Consider the following 18851-nt stretch of genomic DNA (forward strand, 5'->3'; position numbering starts at 1 on the left):
AGGCTTTTGAGCCGTAAAACCTCATTCTTCCATTTTTGTCAACCCCATCACCTTAATGCTTGCGATTGAGTTACGGGAACTATTTTCCCAGAATTCAAGCGCTCCATATAGTCTTTGAGTTCAGTGACTACTTTGCCACAGAGGAAGTAGGCACCGAAAAGATTAGGTAAAGCCATAGCATTAAGCATACTATCACTGAAATTAAACACTGGTTCTGGGTTAGCCAAAGTTCCAATAAAGATGCTGATCAAAAATAATACTTTGTAGACAATTAAAGTTCTCGAACCAAACAAATAATCCCAAGAAATTTCACCGTAGTAACTCCATGAAATCATGGTAGAAAAAGCAAAAAAGAACACACAAATGGCTAGGAGCATTGGAAACCAACTAATTACACTCCCAAAAGCAGCGGCGGTCATTTCGGCACCACCGAAGTTAGCAAACTCAGGATTTTTGTATACCCCAGTGATGACTATTACTAAAGAAGTCATATTGCAGACGACCACAGTAACAATAAAGGGTTCGAGTAGGGCTAAAATTCCTTCCCGCACTGGTTCCTGAGTCCTGGCAGCGGCGTGAGCAATAGGAGATGTACCAATACCTGCCTCATTAGTAAAGGCTGAACGCCTTAATCCCTGTACTAACGCCCCAATCAAACCCCCCTCAACGGCTTGGGGAGAGAAGGCTTCTGTCACAATAGTTTCGATGGCAGATGGGATGCTGGAAAAATTGACAATTAGAATCCACAGGGATGCCAAAATGTAGATCCCACACATGACGGGGACGATGGTACTAGCCACTAAGCCAATACGTTGAATGCCACCAATAATCACCAATGCCACTAGAGCAACCAGAATTAAGCCATAAAACCAGCCTCGATTGATCAGCCAGGGAACTACGCTGGCCGTTATTTCCAAGGATTGGTTAGCTTGAAGCATACTCGAACCACCAAATGACCCAGTAATGCACAAGATGCAGAATACGATGCTCACGATTTTGCCCAGCTTTTGATATCCCATTTCGGCTAAACCAGCCGAGATGTAATACATTGGACCACCAGCTATAGTTCCGTCTGGTCTGACCACTCGATATTTTTGAGCCAGGGTACATTCTACAAATTTACTGCTCATGGCCAATAACCCCGCAAGGGTCATCCAGAACGCAGCTCCTGGTCCTCCGATACTGATGGCAAAGGCAACACCGCCAATGCTACCGAGTCCAACACCAGCGGATAGGGCAGTTGATAGAGCTTGAAAGGAAGAGATTTCACCGTTTTGGTTGGGTTGCTCGTATTTGCCTAAGGCTATGTCAATGGCGTGTCGAAATCCCCAGATGTTGATGAAGTTCATCCGGAAGGTGAAGAATAGGCTACCACAGACTAGCCACAAGACAATCAGTGGCATACCACTGATGCTAAAGAAGAGTACATTGGATATGCCATTTAAGATTTGGTTAACAATATCGATGAGGTTAGTTATAACCGAGTTGTTTGCTGCTACAGCTAAAGTGGGGAAATTCAAAAAAATAGGATTTAGTGTCAACGTCTTTTAGCAATACTTCTTTACAAATTTACCAGGACTTACCAAAAACTGGACACCAAATCTAATCAGTAGTAAGGTTACCCTAGTGCTAGATTTGCTGTCAAGATTCACGGTTATGGTCTTGACAAAGACTAACTAATCAAAGATAATAATAGATTACGTGTCGATTCCTGCTCGGATCAGGTGAAGGCATAACAAAAGCTGGCACAAGCAAGAAATCCTATCCATCGGAACAAACACTAACCAGCTACCTGTACGGCAACTCTAGAAAAACAAATCCATGACCTACGCAATTATCGAAACTGGTGGCAAGCAACTGCGAGTCGAACCGGGTCGCTTTTACGACATCGAACTACTGCACGTTGAACCAGAGCAAAATGTCACCATCGACAAAGTCCTGTTCGTTAATCATGATGGTGAAATCAGCATCGGTCAGCCCTTAGTTGAAGGAGCAACCGTACAAGGAACGGTGATGCGACACTTTCGCGATCGCAAAATCATCGTCTACAAAATGCAGCCTAAGAAGAAAACCCGTAAGAAGCGGGGACACAGACAGGAAAAAACCCGTCTGATGATTGATGCTATTAGTATGAATGGTTCTGTGCTCGCCTCGGTTTCCAAAGCAGAGGAAGCACCAGTTTCAGCAGAAACTGCCCCTGAAGCACCAGCAACTGAAGCACCAGCAACTCAGGAAACGGCTGAAACTGCTCCGGAATAGTTTATGGCTCAGACCTGTGGAGAGGGCAAAATTCCCTCAAAATTCCCGTACAAACACTGAAATATAAAGGAACATTATGGCTCATAAGAAAGGAACAGGAAGTACTCGTAACGGTCGTGACTCTAATTCCAAACGCCTAGGGGTCAAGCGCTACGGTGGTCAGTTTGTTAAGGCTGGCAACATCTTGGTACGTCAGCGAGGTACTAAGTTTCATCCTGGTACCAATGTTGGTCGCGGCGGTGATGACACCCTATTTGCAATAGCTGATGGCATAGTCACTTTTGAAAGAAGGGGTAAAAGCCAAAAAAAAGTCAGCGTTTACCCGGTTGAAACCGAAGCATCAGCTTAGATACAACGGTTTATAGTTGAGACTGAAATCCCTCCATCAGCAGTTGGCTGCTGTTGATGGTAACTGATGAGGCACCCCTTGGGGGTGCTTTTCTATGTAGCAAATACAAAAGCTAATGGGTAATGGGTAATCGTTAACTACCAATTACCCATTACCCGATAAGGGATATGATATAGCACTACGCATTAAAGTTAGGACATTGATAGAAGCTGAAACGCTTTTGTAGTAAACTTTTGCCTCTTGCCTCTTGCCCTTGCGCGTAGCGCTATAACTAGTCAAGTATGCCCCAACTTCTTTAGTACAGGTGCGGTCGAAACCACGTGCCGTTCTAAACCCAGTTGCTTTGGACTAACCCCTAGGGCTAGGGCAACTAACTGGGGTAAATGCAATACTGGTAACCTTAATTGACGCCCAATCACCTTTTCTACCTCCGGTTGACGGGAATCCAGATTAAGATGACACAACGGACAAGGGGTCACCATGCAGTCGGCACCAGCATCCAAGGCTTCTTGAATATGGCTCCCTGCCATCTTGAAGGATTGTTCTGTGGCATAACTAGAAATTGGCCAACCACAACATTGAGTACGACCTCGGTAATATACAGGTGTTGCTCCTACGGTGCGAAATACAGTTTCCATGGATTCTGGATGCACTGGGTCATCGTAGGGGATGGATGTCTGAGCTCGCAGCAAATAACAACCATAGAATGCAGCACACTTGAGTCCAGTTAGCTTGCGACTCACGTGTGCTGCTAGGGCTTCCATGCCGTAATCTGCCACCAATGCCCACAGTAAATGCTTGACTTCCGTAGTGCCTTTGTAAGGAGAACAGCCTTCTTTTTTCAGCAAGCCATTCACTTTTTCCACATAAGCGGTGTCGGTATCTTGGAATTCTTTTAAACGCTCATCTACATGACCAATTACTCCCTGACAGGTGCTGCAATGGGTTAATAGGGGTAGATTCAGCTGCTCAGCTAGGGCGATGTTGCGAGCGTTAACAGTGTCTTCTAGGAGTTGGGAATCTTCTTTGAAGGTACCAGAACCACAACAAGCAGCTTTTTTCAACTCAATCAGTTCAATTCCTAGCGCTTGGGTTAAGGCTGAGGTAGATTGGTATAGTTCTCCACAGGCTCCTTGAGCAACACAACCTGGGAAATAGGCATATTTGAGCGTAGCAGATGGCATAGTAATTTATACTTAATCGCCTTAAAACGGTTAGAGATCAGCTTAAGGGTAACAACTCATTGCCTAAGCGCTACTAGCTTGTTCAAAATTCGTAACCGTAGCGCTTTATTTCTTCGTCAAAAATGTACTGGACAATTTTTCGCGATCGCTCATTATAGTAATCTCGATAGTCTGTCTTTCTTTCTTCGGTTTTGTTGATCACTGGTATTTCGACTTTGAAGGGCACTCCAGCTTTATCCAGGACTCTGTCAAAATCATCCTGAAGGGTTTCAAAACGCATCACAGTATCCATACCTTTGGTATAGCTTCCATAGAGTGTATACGGTTCAGCTGGAAGACCTACAAACTGTTTAAGTCGGTTTCGATTAGTATTCCGAACCAGGGATTGAACGGTTCGTTTCAGTCCATTGCCGTAAATAGAGCCATAGTGTTTCTCAATCCAATCATTAAATGAATGGGTTTTGCAAAATTCCATGTCTTCTATATAACCCGGTAGACGGTGAACCCATGACGTGGAGTCAGCGATAAAGTGTTGGTATTTTGAGGCTCTTTTTACATAGTCGGAAGCTAGACTGTCAAAGGGGTTGCGAATACAACTAAATTTTAGATAAGATGCTGCTTCTTCCTCTGTCAAAAGATTCCGTCTGAACATCTCTCGTAGAGAATGATGTCTTCTGTGCATCAAAAATTTTCCGTTGGCGTCTAGGATGTCTTGGGGGGGGACTAGTTCGCCTTCTAGCTTTTTTTCCAGGACATCTTCTACTGCTGTGCAACCAGTTCGCGGTGCCATCAGGTAGAGTAAGCCGTATTTACGGCAAATCATTGCCATGATCAAGCTCCTGTTATTCTAGGGTTATTATCAACAAGCCGTCAGCTATCACCTATCAGCTATCACCTATCAGCTATCACCTATCAGCTATCACCTATCAGCTATCACCTATCAGCTATCAGTTATCAGTTATCAGTTATCAGCTATTAGCTACCAGCTATCAGCTATCAGCTATCAGCTATCAGCTTTGGGTTTGTGGCCAGGCTACTGTTGGCGCAGCACCTCAAGTAGCGGAATCGGTGTTTTTTAATAAAATAAGCTGAAAGCTGACGGCTGACGGCTGATAGCTGTTCACGCAGCACCTCAAGTAGCGCATATGCTTAAGTTTATTCTTTTACTAGTTTCCACAGAAACGTTTTAATTTCGTAAGTTGGTTCAAGTTTATGGTTCCATTTGCCAATAAGTTCTGATTTATAGTTGTATTGTTTATCGATTTTTTCTCGCAACTCCCTAGATGGATTATATAAAAATACATCACTGAATTCATCGGTATTTTCGGGGATGATTAACTGTTTGCTTTTTTCGCCATTAGGCATCTTTACGGATTTCTGGCTTAACCAGCAAAACTTCACTTTGGGGTCAAGAAGATAAGATAGCGATATCACTTCCATACTTTTTGTCAGCAAGAGGGGTTGCTCAGCCTGGTTAATAATTGCTGCTACCTGGGTATGGTTAGCACTAGTATACTTGTTCCACCAAAATTCCGCTTGAGAACTGATCACACAGGATACAATTCCACCAGACAGTAGCAAAATCATTCCGAGTCGCCATAGCTTCTGTTGCCATACTCCCTGAAAAATGCTAGTTATTTTATTAGTTATTTTGTTAGTAAATAGGTAAGCAACTGCTAGCTGAATACCAAGATAACAGGGAATTAGATAGCGAGTTACACTAGAACGCTTGCCTCCGGAAATTAGATCCGGTAGCACTAGGGCTAAGGCGGTAACTCCAATTAATGTCAAGATGAATAGACTAACTCGTTTGGGACTATGACGACAAAGAAAGTATATGGCATAGCCGACTAGGATTAAGATTATTACAGAGACCAGTACGCTGGGGAAATTTAAGCCTTGGTTGATATCAAAGAAACTCCGATTAATATTAATCAGCCAGGTTTGGGCTAATGATGATAAAGGAACTTCTTTGAGTGCCCATTTGGTTTTGCTGGATACCTTAGAAAGGTTACTGTTAGAAACCATTAACCAAGGTACAAATACCATCAAAGCTATTAACGATGATAGCCCATAGTAAACAATAATTTTACTAAAGCGGAACCGTTCTGTTACCAGTACATAGATGCCATGGCTGATGGCTACTAAGATAGAAAATAAAAACGTATAAAATCCTGTCACTAAGGTGAGGGCGTAAATTCCCCAGGTAGAGATAAAGTGTAGGATATCTCTAATCTTATTAGTCGTGTTTCTTGGTTTAGTTAATCGTATTGCCCGTAACAGTGCTGCACTTGATAGCAAAATAGTTACGCCCCATAAGCCATACTGTCTTGCTGCTTGGGCATACAAGACCTGAAAGGGAGAAACGGCAACTAAGGCCATAGCTACCCATCCTACCAAGGACGACTCGAATAATTCTTGACATAACCAATAGATAGCAGGAAACACCAGCAAGCTAATCAGAGCTGAAAAACTTCTCCTCACTGCTACTGAATTCCCAAATAACTGCGCCCAAAATCGCGCCATTACGTAATATAATGGGGGATGTTGAGGTTCTTCAAAGGCCAATCCCTTAATGGTACCAATCAGTTTTTTTTCTGGATTTGTCTGCTGATACTTATGTAATTCTTTAATAGCGATCGCATCCCCCTTGGAAATTTCTGGTATCATGTCTGACAATCGATAACCAGAAATCCGTAGCGAGGTAAAGGTTTCATCAATCCAGTATATTTTTTGGTCAAGATTGACGAATCTAAACACTATCCCTAGCATCAACAGGATAACAAGTAAAACCCCTAACCAAGTTGAGGGAAATCTACGAGTTTGCTGCAATTTGTTTACCATAGAGGTTTACCATAGATGATATTGATTGTTATGTAGTACATTCAATTTTATTACCCCTACTCCCTACTCCCTACTCCCTACTCCCTACTCCCTACTCCCTACTCCCTAAAACCCTTTGCTGTTGACGGTCAACAGTCAACGGTCAACAGTCAACAGTCAAGCGGTTATCGTTATTTTTGCGTCACTCGCCAGTTGAGTTTTAGATTAATCCAGAAATTCCAGAAAGTAACTGCTGCGATCGCAATAGCATTTGCAATCAGATAGTTAATTCCCAGGAGATTAAACAACAGATTCAACAACAGCACATTTAGGCACAAACCGATCAAACAGACCAGGTTAAACTTCAAAAACCGTTTCAAGCGCTTACCCCATCCCCACTGCTGACTCGCTATATCCCTAAATGTCCAGGCATCATTCCAAATAAAGTTATTCATAATGGCCGCTTCAGCAGCAATAATTTTACTGCGGGTGAGTCCCCAACCCAAACTAGCAGGGTCATGGAGTAAGTAAAGCACAGTCATATCCACAAATACCCCACTGAATCCCACTAAGCCAAAACGAATAAACCGCTTTAAAGGGAAGGGAATGCGTTTTCTAAGTTGACCAATGGTTCCGAGAGAAAACCTTAACCGGAGTAAGTGTCTAATATAGTCTAAATACTGTTTCCAGGTAACTTTGCTCTCTCCTGAGAGTCTCTCTTGAAATACATAGCCAACTTCTGCAATCTGACGAATTTTTCCCCTAGCTAGTACTTCAATTAGAATCTTGTAACCCAGAGGATTGAGGTCTTTTTCATTAATGGCACTACGGCGTACCATAAAATAACCGCTCATCGGGTCAGAAACACGACCGATAACTTCTGGTAAAATCGATAATCCTAAAAGTTGAGCACCTCTGGATAAGAAACGCCTCACTACACTCCAATCACTAACACCACCATCGTCTACATGACGACTGGCAATGGCGATATCGGCTCCATCCTCCATTGCTACCAAAAGTTTTAATAATATCTCTGGTGGATGCTGTAAATCCCCATCAATTACCCCCAAAATTTTTCCACTACCTGCCTTCCACCCGTGAATAACTGCTGTAGATAACCCCCTTTCATGCTGACGGCGAATTACCTGTAACTGTGGATAGTCCGAGATTAGAGCCTGGGCGATTTCCCAGGTACGATCGGGACTATCGTCATCTACTACAATCAGTTCGTATTGGTTTGGTATTGCTTCATCGAGCAAATTGCTCAGGATTCTAATTAGCTCCCCGATATTTCTACTCTCGTTATAGGTGGGAATTACCAAGGATAAGGAAGAATCACCAAGGTCAGATTCTTCTGGTTTTGTGTAGTCATTACTGGTATCCAAAGACATACTCTCTAGGATGATGGGATTTTTTTAGGTTAATGGTGTTAGATGTTAGGTGTTAGGTTTTGGGTTTTGGGTTTTGGGTTTTAGTACTTAATCTCTAGGCTCTTTAATCTAAGCATGGTACCAAGCTTATTGCATTAGTCATTAGTTTAGTTATTAGTCATTAATTATCAGTCATTAGTCCAAATACTAATGACTAATCAGCAACGACTACCCAATCAGCCTTGAGCGTAATGGTTTAGTAGTTGCTCTATGTTGCTCTATGTTGCTCTATGTTGCTCTATTTAGTTGATATATTTATAATCCTACAGTAGAATTATACTAATTTATTCAGGGTGTCAAGTAGTAAACCTCAAACTTGTCTATAAATCCTGCTGTTGTGATGAATTTTAGGGATAAATCCCATCTAATCACGGGGAAACTTCTTCCCATAACTTTATGCAACTAAGGTTATGTAAATCTTTGGTGAAGTGTTTAGTGGCTCAAATTCTATACTTAACCAAAACCTAGGGAGATTCAGCTGGGATTATGTAAAGATTATGTAAAGTTTTAAGCTAATCAAATTATTTGCTTATTATTAAGGTCTAAGCTTATGAAGCTAAGTGTTATCATACCTTGTTTTAACGAAGTCAACACAATTGCCACGGTGATTGAAGCTGTTAAAGCATCTCCCGTTAAAGAGTGTGAAATTATTGTTGTTGATGACTACTCAACCGATGGCACTAGAGAGATTTTAGAGTCATCACTGGAATCCCACATTGACCATGTGGTCTATCATCACAAGAATCGGGGTAAAGGAGCTGCGTTACGGACGGGCTTTGGCTTGGCTACTGGAGATATCGTAATCGTTCAAGACGCTGATTTAGAGTATGATCCCCAGGAATATCCGTTGTTAATGCAGCCGATTGTTGATGGCAAAGCGGATGTGGTTTATGGCTCCCGCTTTGCTGGTGGTGGTCCTCATCGGGTAGTGTATTACTGGCATATGGTGGGGAATAAATTTTTAACCATGCTCTCCAATATGTTTACGAATATTAACCTTAGCGATATGGAAACCTGCTATAAGGCATTCCGGCGTGAACTTATCCAATCTATCAAAATCGAAGAATCTCGGTTTGGCTTTGAACCAGAAATTACTGCTAAGGTTGCCAAAAAGAAATGCCGTATCTATGAAGTAGGAATATCTTACTATGGTCGCACTTACGAAGAAGGAAAAAAAATTGGCTGGAGGGATGGGTTTAGGGCAATATTTTGTATCTTAAAATACAATCTTTTTCGTTAGTCATAATCTGATGGTGGGCAGTCATAATCCGATGGTGGGCAGTGCCGAGCAACCCTATTACAAACTTCGGAATCGGTCTGAGAGGATATCTCCCAAGTTTTTTGATACTGAATTTTGCCCCCCTAGCCCCCCAACTTTGGGGGGAATAAGAGTCAATTTGCTTCTAAAAGTCCCCCAAAATTGGGGGACCCACGGGGGCTTGGATGTAGCAAATGAGACTTCTCAGACAACCTCTGATACACTGCCCACCCTACATGAACTCCCTATTCCCTATTCCCTATTCCCTATTCCCTTTGAATAACTATGTTGGCTTTGCTCCCTCTGATTACCTTCACTGTTTTATTTCTCTTCATTTATCGTTACAATTATTGCTGGCGTAGTTCCCTATTGTGGGCAGCTATTACCTGGGGAGTCTTGTTAACCTTTATCACTGAAGTTTTAAGTTTATTTAAGTTAATTACTTGGGGTTGGATAGCAGGAATCTGGGGTTTACTGAGTCTGACGTTGATTGTTGCTTACTTGCGGACTGTTAAACCAGAACGAGTCACCCGCACCGAGGATTCACAACATGGGAATGACCAAATCTCTGGTTTTTTACTGGTCTTACTTGGAGGTATAGGATTTCTGGTCGCTATCGTAGGCTTAACTGCTATGGTTGCGCCTCCCAACACCTGGGATTCCATGACTTACCACATGAGTCGTGTGCTTCATTGGATGCAGCATCACAGTGTTGCCCATTATCCTACCCATATTCCCAGACAGCTTTACCAAAACCCTTGGGCTGAATTCACGATCATGCATTTTCAACTCCTGAGTGGAAGCGATCGCTTAGCTAATCTTGTCCAATGGTTCAGTATGATTGGTAGCGTGATTGGGGTATCTCTGATTGCTCAACAACTGGGAGCGACTATACGAGGACAGATTTTTGCTGCTGTCGTCGCTGCGACTATTCCGATGGGAATCCTACAAGGGTCAAGTACCCAGAATGATTATGTGGTTTCGTTCTGGGTGATTTGTTTGGCTTACTTTATTATTTTGACTCTCAAATCCAGAGTTAGCTGGATGAATATAGTAGGGGTTGGTGCTACCATGGGCATGGCTATTGTGACGAAAGCAACAGCCTATATTTATACATTCCCCTTATTTATCTGGTTTTCACTGATGATGATTAAGCGCCTACGTTGGCGATGGTGGAAGCCAATTTTAGCGGTAGGGATTATTGTTATTTCAATTAATCTTGGTCACTATATCCGTAACTTGGACTTGTATGGCACTCCAATTGCTACAGCGTCAGAAGAACTACGATATACTAATGAAATTTTTACAACGTCAGTGTTAGTCTCCAATATTTTGAGAAATATTGGTCTTCACCTGGGAACACCGATTGGGATTATTAATGCTATCTCCAATAAGATAATTAATTTATTCCATCTGGTTTTAAGTGTAGATATTAGTGACCCCCGCACCACCTATACGGGAAAGTTTGGGATTCCTGGTGGCTTATCAACTCTGGGAATTAATGCTACAGAAAACAATACCAGCAACACCCTTCATCTAGTTTTAATCGTTTTCTCTGTCATCGCTTGTTTCATCCAACGACAGGGTCGAAAGAAACGCTATATAATTAGCTATATTGCTGCTATTATTAGCATAGTTATACTATTTTGTTTCCTGTTGAAATGGCAATGGTGGAATAGTCGGCTTCATTTACCAATTTTCTTACTTTTTTCTGCAGTAGTCGGAATAGTATTGTCCCAAATTAAGCTACGTCAAGTTGCCAATGTGATAGCAGTGGTTCTGATCATCACATCTTTACCATGGGCATTATCTGGTAGAGAACGACCGGTTGTGGGCGCTAACGGTATTTTCAACACTAGCCGTACTGAGCAATATTTTAACAGTAGGTCTCGAATCAAATCAGGTTACCTCGGTGCTATTGATGTGTTTAAAAGTAGTCAATGTACAGATATTGGACTGTATTTAGGTGACAATGACTGGGAATACCCATTGTGGATACTGTTACAAGAACACACTGATTCACCAGTGAGGATTAAACATATAAACGTTAAGAATATATCAGCGAGTAAATCTGAACTTTCCAGCAATAGCCAATTTATTCCTTGTGCAATTTTTTCAACTAAACTTGAACCTGATCAAACTAACCAAGCTGAGGAAATAACTTACCAAAACAGAAGTTATACCCAAGCCTGGTCAAAAGACAAGGTCAAAATTTTCCTTAGTCAAAAAAAATCCTGATTTTCTCCCTAATTTTAAATTAGATTTTAAGCTATCAGCCGTCAGCCGTCAGCCGTCAGCTTAAAATAAACCTCGCACGCTACAGGAACAGCAGACCTAACAGAGATTAAACGAATGCTTACCTGTTTTATTAAAAACCTGAAAGCTGAAATAGCAATCCGTGTAGGAATTGTGATAATTTTTGTTCCCTGTTCCCTGTTCCCTACTCCCTGTTCCCTGTTCCCTGTTCCCTGTTCCCTTTTCCCTTTGCTAAAGCTGATAGCTGATGGCTGATAGCTGATGGCTGAGCTATGCTGGAAGCAAGTTTTGAATTACCCTCTTGATTAGCTGGATGAATTGGATATTTTCAGAACCCTTAAGGGTAGAAAAAATCACCGTTGCGATCGCTGATTTACCTACGTCATTGCGAGGTACAACAATTGTACAACTATCCGATTTACATTATGATCGACAGCAGTTACCAGAAAATATCTTAGCTGACGCTATTGAAGCCGCTAATCAAGCTGAACCTGATCTAGTCGTCTTAACTGGCGACTACGTAACCAATAGCCCGACTCCTATTTATCTACTAGCGCGGCGATTGAAGTACCTGGAAAGTCGCCATGGCATCTATGCTGTATTGGGTAACCATGATTTAGCCTGGCGTCATTCAAAAGCAACAATTACTCAGGCTCTAACTAAGATTGGTGTGAAGGTGTTGTGGAATGCGATCGCTTATCCCTTTGGAGCACAATTACCGCTAGTAGGACTTGCTGATTTTTGGTCTGGTGATTTCCATCCTGGTCCATTGCTCAATCAACTTGACGCCAAAACACCCCGGATTGTGTTATCCCACAACCCTGATACTGCGGAGATATTACAGCGTTGGCGAGTGGATTTGCAGTTGTCTGGTCATACCCATGGTGGTCAGATTGTGATTCCAGGAATCGGACCTGCGCCAGCATTTTTGAAAACCCTCCGGAAGTATATTCCTAAATCTGTGCAGCCCTGGATACCCTATTTGAAAGTATGTTCAAAAGTAACTAACCATTGGGAATGGTCTGAGGGTTTACATCGGATCGGTAAAAATCAGTTATATACTAATCGTGGTTTAGGAACGTATTGGCCAGGTCGTCTATTTTGTCCACCAGAGGTTACAGTAATTACGTTGAATTAAGAATTAAGAATTAATAATTAATAATGTAGAATTATTAATTATTAATTAATAATGTAGAATTAAGAATGCAGAAGCCAGAAGCCAGAGGGTGCATCTCATATTTGTAAAAAAGTGCGGTAGTGGCGTGGCACATCTAAAATGGTGCAATAAGCGTAGGTTGGGTTGAAGAATGAAACCCAAAACCAGTAACGCTTTGTTGGGTTTCCCTACCGCTCAACCCAACCTACGTTTTTAGGTGTGCCATGCCAGTAGTGGCGTGGCACATTTAAAATGGTGCAATAAGCGTAGGTTGGGTTGAAGAATGAAACCCAAAACCAGTAACGCTTTGTTGGGTTTCCCTACCGCTCAACCCAACCTACGTTTTTAGGTGTGCCATGCCAGTAGTGGCGTGGCACATTTAAAATGGTGCAATAAGCGTAGGTTGGGTTGAAGAATGAAACCCAAAACCAGTAACGCTTTGTTGGGTTTCCCTACCGCTCAACCCAACCTACGTTTTTAGGTGTGCCATGCCAGTAGGGTGCGTTAGGGGCGAGCTCACCAAGACGCAAGCTGTAGCAAGTGTTGGGACAGTGCGTCCCGTAACGCACCACCAGGTCAAACTGCTTTTAGGAGATGCACCCGAAGCCAGAAGCCATAAGCCATAAGCCAGAAGCCATAAGCCATAAGCCATAAGCCATAAGCCAGAAGGTAGCATGTAGCATTTAGGGCGTTGCTGAATAATAGAATGGTTAAACAAAAATTGGAATTTCATGAAACTTTAAATAATAAATAAGAAGCCTGATTGATAATTTCAACATCTCTTCAGATTTAGAGTAACACAGAGTTCGTCGATGTAGCCTAGCGGGCGTAGTGTCTTAATCTCGTATTTTCACTCTCTATCCTAGTCATCTAATTTTTTTTGGTTAAATGATCAATATCATCAATAAACATTTGATCAACAATATATTTATCAGTGACGTACCAAAAGCTATGCCAACCTTTTACAATCTTCTAAAGCTTTTTAAAAGTTTCCGAACTGCGGTCACCAACTATAAAGTTTAAAATCCCGGGATAGCGCTTGTTAGCTGCCGTCCTTTAAAGTTACCGTAGGAGAGGGTAGCCTTATTACAAAAGACTTAAAACTATTACTCATAACCTGCCGACTATAAAGGCTACCCTCTCCAAGGTTTCGTCTCACACCCAAATTTTGTTTTTTTTTACAAAGGTTTGTAGTTCATCTATTTCAGTTATTTCAGGAATTTCTTCAGTAAAACATACATCTTTTAAGCGTGAACTAACTTTTTTTACCCAACCTATTATGGTGGTATGATGAACACCAGTCACTCTTTCTATGGCTCTAAATCCCATGCCATTTAAATACATTGTCTTGATCCCAAGCGCGAGTGGGGGAAACCACGGCAGTCGCTGGGGGAACGGCAATAGCGAGTGGTTTGAAGTTACCGTAAGACAGTTGAGCCTTAATCAATAAGTTTTAACCCTTTTTTGCATAGCCTACCAACCATAAAGGCTCAACGTAATCAGGTTTCGTCTCCGGGGGAAACCACGGCAAAGCGCGAGTGGGGGAAACCACGGCAAAGCGCGAGTGGGGGGAACCCCCGCGTGAAGGCGCTGCCTCCCCTGTTCCCTTGCTGCCTCCCCTGTTCCCTTGCTGCCTCCCCTGTTCCCTTGCTGCATCGCTTTTAGGCAGAGTAATTTAGTTTTTTCATCGTAACCACGCTCAGTTTTATTCTCTATAAATTGTCGTCCACATTCGTTGCATTTATATCTTTGTTTTCCTCTTTGATGACCATATTTATGATTTTTATTGCTATGACATCTAGGGCATTCCATGATTTTATTTTTAGTATACCATTTTTGGATTCAGCAACGCCGCATTTAGCATGTATAATTCTAAATTCTCAATTCTAAATTCTCAATTCTAAATTCTTCATTCTCAATTCTTCATTCTCAATTCTCAATTCTTAATTCTCAATTCTCAATTCTTAATTCGCGCATTATACTTGGTGGTGCGTTACGGTGCGGGCTGTCCCATGGCCCTCGGGATTGAACATGAGGGCAAGCCCGCCCCTAACGCACCCTACATTCCAAATTCTTCATTCTTAATTCTTCATTCTTCATTCTCAATTCTTAATTCGCGCATTATACTTGGTGGTGCGTTACGGTGCGGGCTGTCCCATGGCCCTCGGGATTGAACATGAGGGCAAGCCCGCCCCTAACGCACCCTACTGGACCGACACATCTAAAATGGTGCAATAAGCGTAGGTTGGGTTGAAGAATGAAACCCAACACCAGTAACGCTTTGTTTGGTTTCCCTACCGCTCAACCCAACAAACATTTTTAGGTGTGCCACGCCACTACATTCCAAATTCTTCATTCTTAATTCTTCATTCTTCATTCTCAATTCTTAATTCGCGCATTATACTTGGTGGTGCGTTACGGTGCGGGCTGTCCCATGGCCCTCGGGATTGAACATGAGGGCAAGCCCGCCCCTAACGCACCCTACATTCTTAATTCTTAATTCTTCATTCTTCATTATCAATTCTTAATTCTTCATTATATCATTACGTTAATAGGTAGCCAGTTTTTTGTTCAATATAGTCTATGATCTTATGATAAATGTCTGAATATTTTTGTTCGCTAATAATGATGGGCATGGAACTGTCAGGTAACCAAAAGGTTAATCTCTGATTTGGGTAGTGACAAAAACTACTGATTTTGTTGAGGTCAAGGATATAATCATGACGCTCGTAATTGAATGTAATCCAAAAACCAGAAGGTGATCGTGCTGATAACTTTTGAATGTAGTTGACTACTCGTTGATAACCGTCTGGGTCATTTTGACGGCTGACAATAATGGGGATAGTACTATCGGGTAACCAGAAGGTTATTTTTCCGTTGGGACCATGGGTGAATGTACTAAGCCGATCCAGATCAATAACATATTCTCGATGATCGTAATTAACTTTTATCCAGTAACTCACAAAACCTCCTTATTGGAATAATGGGTTGGTAATACTAGCAATTACCAATTTGAGCGATTCGAGTTAATCACTTTAGCAAAGGGAAGAGGGAATAGGGAACAGCGGATCTGGGAACAAAAATGACCACAATTCATTTAGTTATTGAGATTACTGGTTACTTGTTGTTAATTAACACTGGTTACTTGTTACTTGTTACTTGACTTTCAACCAAGAAGGATAGGAATAATTGAGAATTGAGAATTGAGAATTGAGAATTGAGAATTGAGAATTGAGAATTGGATTCTTCATTCTTCATTCTTCATTCTTCATTCTTCATTCTTCATTCTCTTAAGACTGTCCCTGAATTGAGCGAAACTTGGAAGCCCCAACCTACTTCGTGTGGGTTGGGGTACTTCACTGTTACCTAGCTGCTGATCAAGCTATGTTATATTTCAGGGGTTTATTCGTCAGAGCCGGATAATTTCTGTTGAATCATCTTTTGATCGAGGGTAATTATCCGACATGATGTCATTAATACCCTAATCTGCGACATCTGTGACATCACATACTTAGCAGCTTACTTCCGCAACGGATTGCTGGTTTTGGCTAGTACTGCCGTTGGTACTAGACTGTTTAAGCTGTGCTTTGTCAAGGGTAGCTTGCACAAATCCCACAAACAATGGATGGGGACGACTGGGACGGGAGCTAAATTCTGGGTGGAACTGAGTGGCAATAAAGAAGGGGTGTTGTTTCAATTCAATTATTTCCACGAGGCGACCATCGGGAGAAGTCCCACTAATCACATAACCGGTTTCTAGAAATAGGTTGCGATAAGCGTTATTAAATTCATAGCGGTGGCGGTGGCGCTCATAAATGACTTCTTCTTGGTAGAGGGAAGATGCTAGAGTATTAGGTGCTATACGGCATGGGTAGAGCCCTAAACGCATTGTGCCGCCTAAATCCACTACATCTTGTTGCTCTGGCAATAGATGAATGACGGGATTCTTGGTATCAGTGAAAAACTCGGAACTATGGGCTTCTTCTAAGAGGGCTACGTGCTTTGCCCATTCAACTACAGAACACTGCATCCCTAAACATAAGCCCAGCAAGGGAATCTGATTTTCCCTAGCATACCGAATTGCTTGAATTTTGCCATCTACTCCCCGAATCCCAAAGCCTCCAGGAATAAGGATACCGTTAAAACCGTTTAGGAAGGATTCAGGGCCGTAAGCTTCCACATCCTCAGCACTAACCCAGTGTATTTTGATTTTGGTATCTTTTGCGATCGCAGCATGCTCCAACGCTTCCACAACGGATAGATAGGCATCGGTTAGTTTGATATACTTACCAACAATGGCAATTTCAAGGTGGTGAGTGGGATGATGCAAACGCTCAACTAACTGCTGCCAGTGGGTTAAATCCGGTTCCCGTTGCTCCATCTGGAATAACTCTAGGGTTTGCTGGGCCAGTCCTTCTTTTTCTAGCATTAGGGGCACTTCGTAGATACTGCTGGCGTCCTGTGCAGAAATAACTGACTCTACTGCTACATCACAGAATGCTGATATTTTATCTTTTAATCCGGGTGGCAAAGCGCGATCGCATCGGCAAATTAAAATATCTGGTTGAATCCCAATAGCACGCAATTCCTTTACGGAGTGCTGGGTTGGCTTAGTTTTTATTTCTCCAGCCGCAGGAATCCAAGGTAATAGGGTGACGTGCATATAAAGTACGTGATTGCGCCCGACATCCTTACGGAATTGACGAATTGCTTCCAAAAACGGTAGGGATTCAATATCCCCTAATGTGCCACCAATTTCTGTAATCAATACATCAGGATTGGAATTTTTGGCAACTCGATGAATGCGCTGTTTTATTTCATTGGTAATGTGGGGAATCACCTGGACTGTCCCCCCCTGGTAGTCACCGCGACGTTCTTTATTGATTACCGCTTGATAAATCGAGCCAGTGGTGACACTGTTGAGGCGAGAGACGGAGGTATCGGTGAAGCGTTCATAGTGACCTAAATCTAAATCTGTCTCAGCACCGTCTGATGTTACAAACACTTCTCCATGTTGGTAGGGACTCATGGTTCCCGGATCTACGTTAATATAGGGGTCTAGTTTAAGAATGGAAACGGAATAGTTCCGGGATTTGAGTAAACGTCCCAAGCTAGCAGCAACAATCCCCTTGCCAATACTGGATACAACCCCTCCAGTGATGAAGACAAACTTAGTCATAATAGTATTAATATAATAGTTCGATAGAGATTTATCTGGTTCATTGTGACATACTACACCAGAGTTGTTTGCTGCTGCTAAGCTATCAGCTATCAGTAATCAGTAATCAGCAATCAGCAATCAGCTTTTAGCAATCAGCTTAAGCGCTACGCGAACAGTAATTAGTAATCAGCAATCAGTAATCAGTAATCAGTAATCAGTAATCAGCTTATGGGTTAACTCACAGGCTAGAAGCCTGTGCCACGCTGACCACTGACCGCTGAAGGCTGAAGGCTGACCACTGACCGCTGACTGCTGACTGCTGACGGCTGAAGGCTGACCACTGACCGCTGCAATACCCCTAGGATTCCTCATCCATTGGATTACCGAGGTCTAGATTACCGACGTCAAAAACAATTATAAATTCGGCATCAGGCATTAATCGTTTCAGGGCCCATAAATGTCCCTCTGCATCCGACCGGTTTCGGAAGCGAGCAACGACTATCCGCTGCATTTTGGGTAACAGCCGAATGACCACCCACGGATGAAGGCGTTCAGAATAACTCATAATCAAACTATCTCCTTGTGTAAGGGAGCCAGAGCTAGCCCGTGGATATTGCACTCTCGTTGGGCTAGCTCTTGACTCCGGGCGTCTCAGCGCCCACTTTTATAGTGTAGCATAAAAATTTTTTATTATAACATATTTTTAAAAGTTTTGTAAAAAACTGGTAGGGAATAGGGAGTAGGGAGTAGGGAGTAGGGAGTAGGGAGTAGGGAACAGGGAACAGGGAACAGGGAATAGGGAATAGGGAAAAAATCCTGTGTACCTTGATAGCTTATAGTTATGAAAAACGCTGTATAGCATTTATAAATAGGTCATAAACAATAGACTTCGCGGCAGTTGTTGGGAACAGGGAATAGGGAACAGGGAACAGTGGACAATAATTGACGTAAACACTATCAGAAAAATACTTTTGC

The 18851-nt window shown here is 42.3% G+C and carries 16 protein-coding genes and 2 pseudogenes; 6 read left to right on the plus strand and 12 right to left on the minus strand.

What is annotated here, in order from left to right:
- Positions 1-47: 47 nt before the first annotated feature.
- Entirely contained in the window at positions 48-1478 is a 1431-nt protein-coding gene (locus tag F6K46_RS12655) for an alanine/glycine:cation symporter family protein (protein ID WP_366510660.1), read from the minus strand.
- A gap of 343 nt (positions 1479-1821) precedes the next feature.
- On the opposite strand from F6K46_RS12655, the gene rplU reads away from it, so the two are divergent.
- Together rplU and rpmA are read left to right on the plus strand one after the other, a co-directional pair.
- Complete coding sequence (gene rplU, locus F6K46_RS12660; RefSeq protein ID WP_008188488.1) at positions 1822-2259, plus strand: 50S ribosomal protein L21; 438 nt, start codon at positions 1822-1824, stop codon at positions 2257-2259.
- 76 nt (positions 2260-2335) lie between these two features.
- The gene (gene rpmA / locus F6K46_RS12665) at positions 2336-2608 is read left to right on the plus strand and encodes a 50S ribosomal protein L27 (protein ID WP_070395797.1); all 273 of its coding nucleotides are present in this window, start codon (positions 2336-2338) and stop codon (positions 2606-2608) included.
- 275 nt (positions 2609-2883) lie between these two features.
- Here rpmA and F6K46_RS12670 read toward each other — a convergent pair whose 3' ends face one another.
- From F6K46_RS12670 to F6K46_RS12685, 4 genes are all read right to left on the minus strand, one after another.
- Positions 2884-3792, minus strand: coding sequence for a CoB--CoM heterodisulfide reductase iron-sulfur subunit B family protein (locus tag F6K46_RS12670; protein ID WP_293052827.1), 909 nt, complete (start codon positions 3790-3792; stop codon positions 2884-2886).
- 82 nt (positions 3793-3874) lie between these two features.
- Positions 3875-4621, minus strand: a complete 747-nt coding sequence (locus F6K46_RS12675; RefSeq protein ID WP_293052830.1) for a sulfotransferase family 2 domain-containing protein — start codon at positions 4619-4621, stop codon at positions 3875-3877.
- A 326-nt stretch (positions 4622-4947) separates the two neighbouring features.
- Positions 4948-6636 carry a glycosyltransferase family 39 protein gene (locus tag F6K46_RS12680; RefSeq protein ID WP_293052833.1) on the minus strand — a complete coding sequence of 563 codons (1689 nt, stop codon included), beginning with the start codon at positions 6634-6636 and terminating at the stop codon, positions 4948-4950.
- Between the two features lie 170 nt (positions 6637-6806).
- On the minus strand, positions 6807-8006 hold the full coding sequence (locus F6K46_RS12685; protein WP_293052836.1) for a glycosyltransferase: 1200 nt from the start codon (positions 8004-8006) through the stop codon (positions 6807-6809).
- Positions 8007-8595: 589 nt separating this feature from the next.
- Between F6K46_RS12685 and F6K46_RS12690 the strand changes: the two genes are divergently transcribed.
- From F6K46_RS12690 to F6K46_RS12705, 4 genes are all read left to right on the plus strand, one after another.
- Positions 8596-9285, plus strand: a complete 690-nt coding sequence (locus F6K46_RS12690) for a glycosyltransferase family 2 protein (RefSeq protein WP_075904704.1) — start codon at positions 8596-8598, stop codon at positions 9283-9285.
- A 303-nt stretch (positions 9286-9588) separates the two neighbouring features.
- Entirely contained in the window at positions 9589-11541 is a 1953-nt protein-coding gene (locus F6K46_RS12695; protein ID WP_293052839.1) for a hypothetical protein, read from the plus strand.
- A gap of 114 nt (positions 11542-11655) precedes the next feature.
- Positions 11656-11814, plus strand: a complete 159-nt coding sequence (locus F6K46_RS12700) for a hypothetical protein (RefSeq protein ID WP_293052842.1) — start codon at positions 11656-11658, stop codon at positions 11812-11814.
- Between the two features lie 58 nt (positions 11815-11872).
- Positions 11873-12697, plus strand: coding sequence for a metallophosphoesterase (locus F6K46_RS12705; RefSeq protein ID WP_293052845.1), 825 nt, complete (start codon positions 11873-11875; stop codon positions 12695-12697).
- Between the two features lie 1179 nt (positions 12698-13876).
- Here F6K46_RS12705 and F6K46_RS12710 read toward each other — a convergent pair.
- From F6K46_RS12710 to F6K46_RS12740, 7 genes and pseudogenes are all read right to left on the minus strand, one after another.
- Positions 13877-14059 (minus strand): annotated as a pseudogene (locus F6K46_RS12710) (IS1 family transposase); the annotation flags it as partial.
- A gap of 363 nt (positions 14060-14422) precedes the next feature.
- Positions 14423-14527, minus strand: a pseudogene (locus F6K46_RS12715) (IS1 family transposase); the annotation flags it as partial.
- A 731-nt stretch (positions 14528-15258) separates the two neighbouring features.
- Positions 15259-15678, minus strand: coding sequence for a hypothetical protein (locus F6K46_RS12720; protein ID WP_293052848.1), 420 nt, complete (start codon positions 15676-15678; stop codon positions 15259-15261).
- Positions 15679-16226: 548 nt separating this feature from the next.
- Positions 16227-17894, minus strand: coding sequence for a CTP synthase (locus F6K46_RS12725; protein ID WP_293052851.1), 1668 nt, complete (start codon positions 17892-17894; stop codon positions 16227-16229).
- Positions 17895-18083: 189 nt separating this feature from the next.
- Positions 18084-18248 (minus strand): hypothetical protein, encoded by a 165-nt coding sequence (locus F6K46_RS12730; protein WP_198954234.1) that lies wholly within the window; start codon positions 18246-18248, stop codon positions 18084-18086.
- Complete coding sequence (locus tag F6K46_RS12735) at positions 18235-18441, minus strand: hypothetical protein (RefSeq protein WP_293052854.1); 207 nt, start codon at positions 18439-18441, stop codon at positions 18235-18237. The genes F6K46_RS12730 and F6K46_RS12735 overlap by 14 nt, the downstream gene beginning before the upstream one ends.
- A gap of 138 nt (positions 18442-18579) precedes the next feature.
- Positions 18580-18738 carry a hypothetical protein gene (locus F6K46_RS12740; protein WP_293052857.1) on the minus strand — a complete coding sequence of 53 codons (159 nt, stop codon included), beginning with the start codon at positions 18736-18738 and terminating at the stop codon, positions 18580-18582.
- Between the last annotated feature and the right edge of the window lie 113 nt (positions 18739-18851).

The sequence above is a fragment of the Moorena sp. SIO3E8 genome (genome assembly GCF_010692445.1).
GTDB classification, from domain to species: Bacteria; Cyanobacteriota; Cyanobacteriia; order Cyanobacteriales; family Coleofasciculaceae; genus Moorena; species Moorena bouillonii.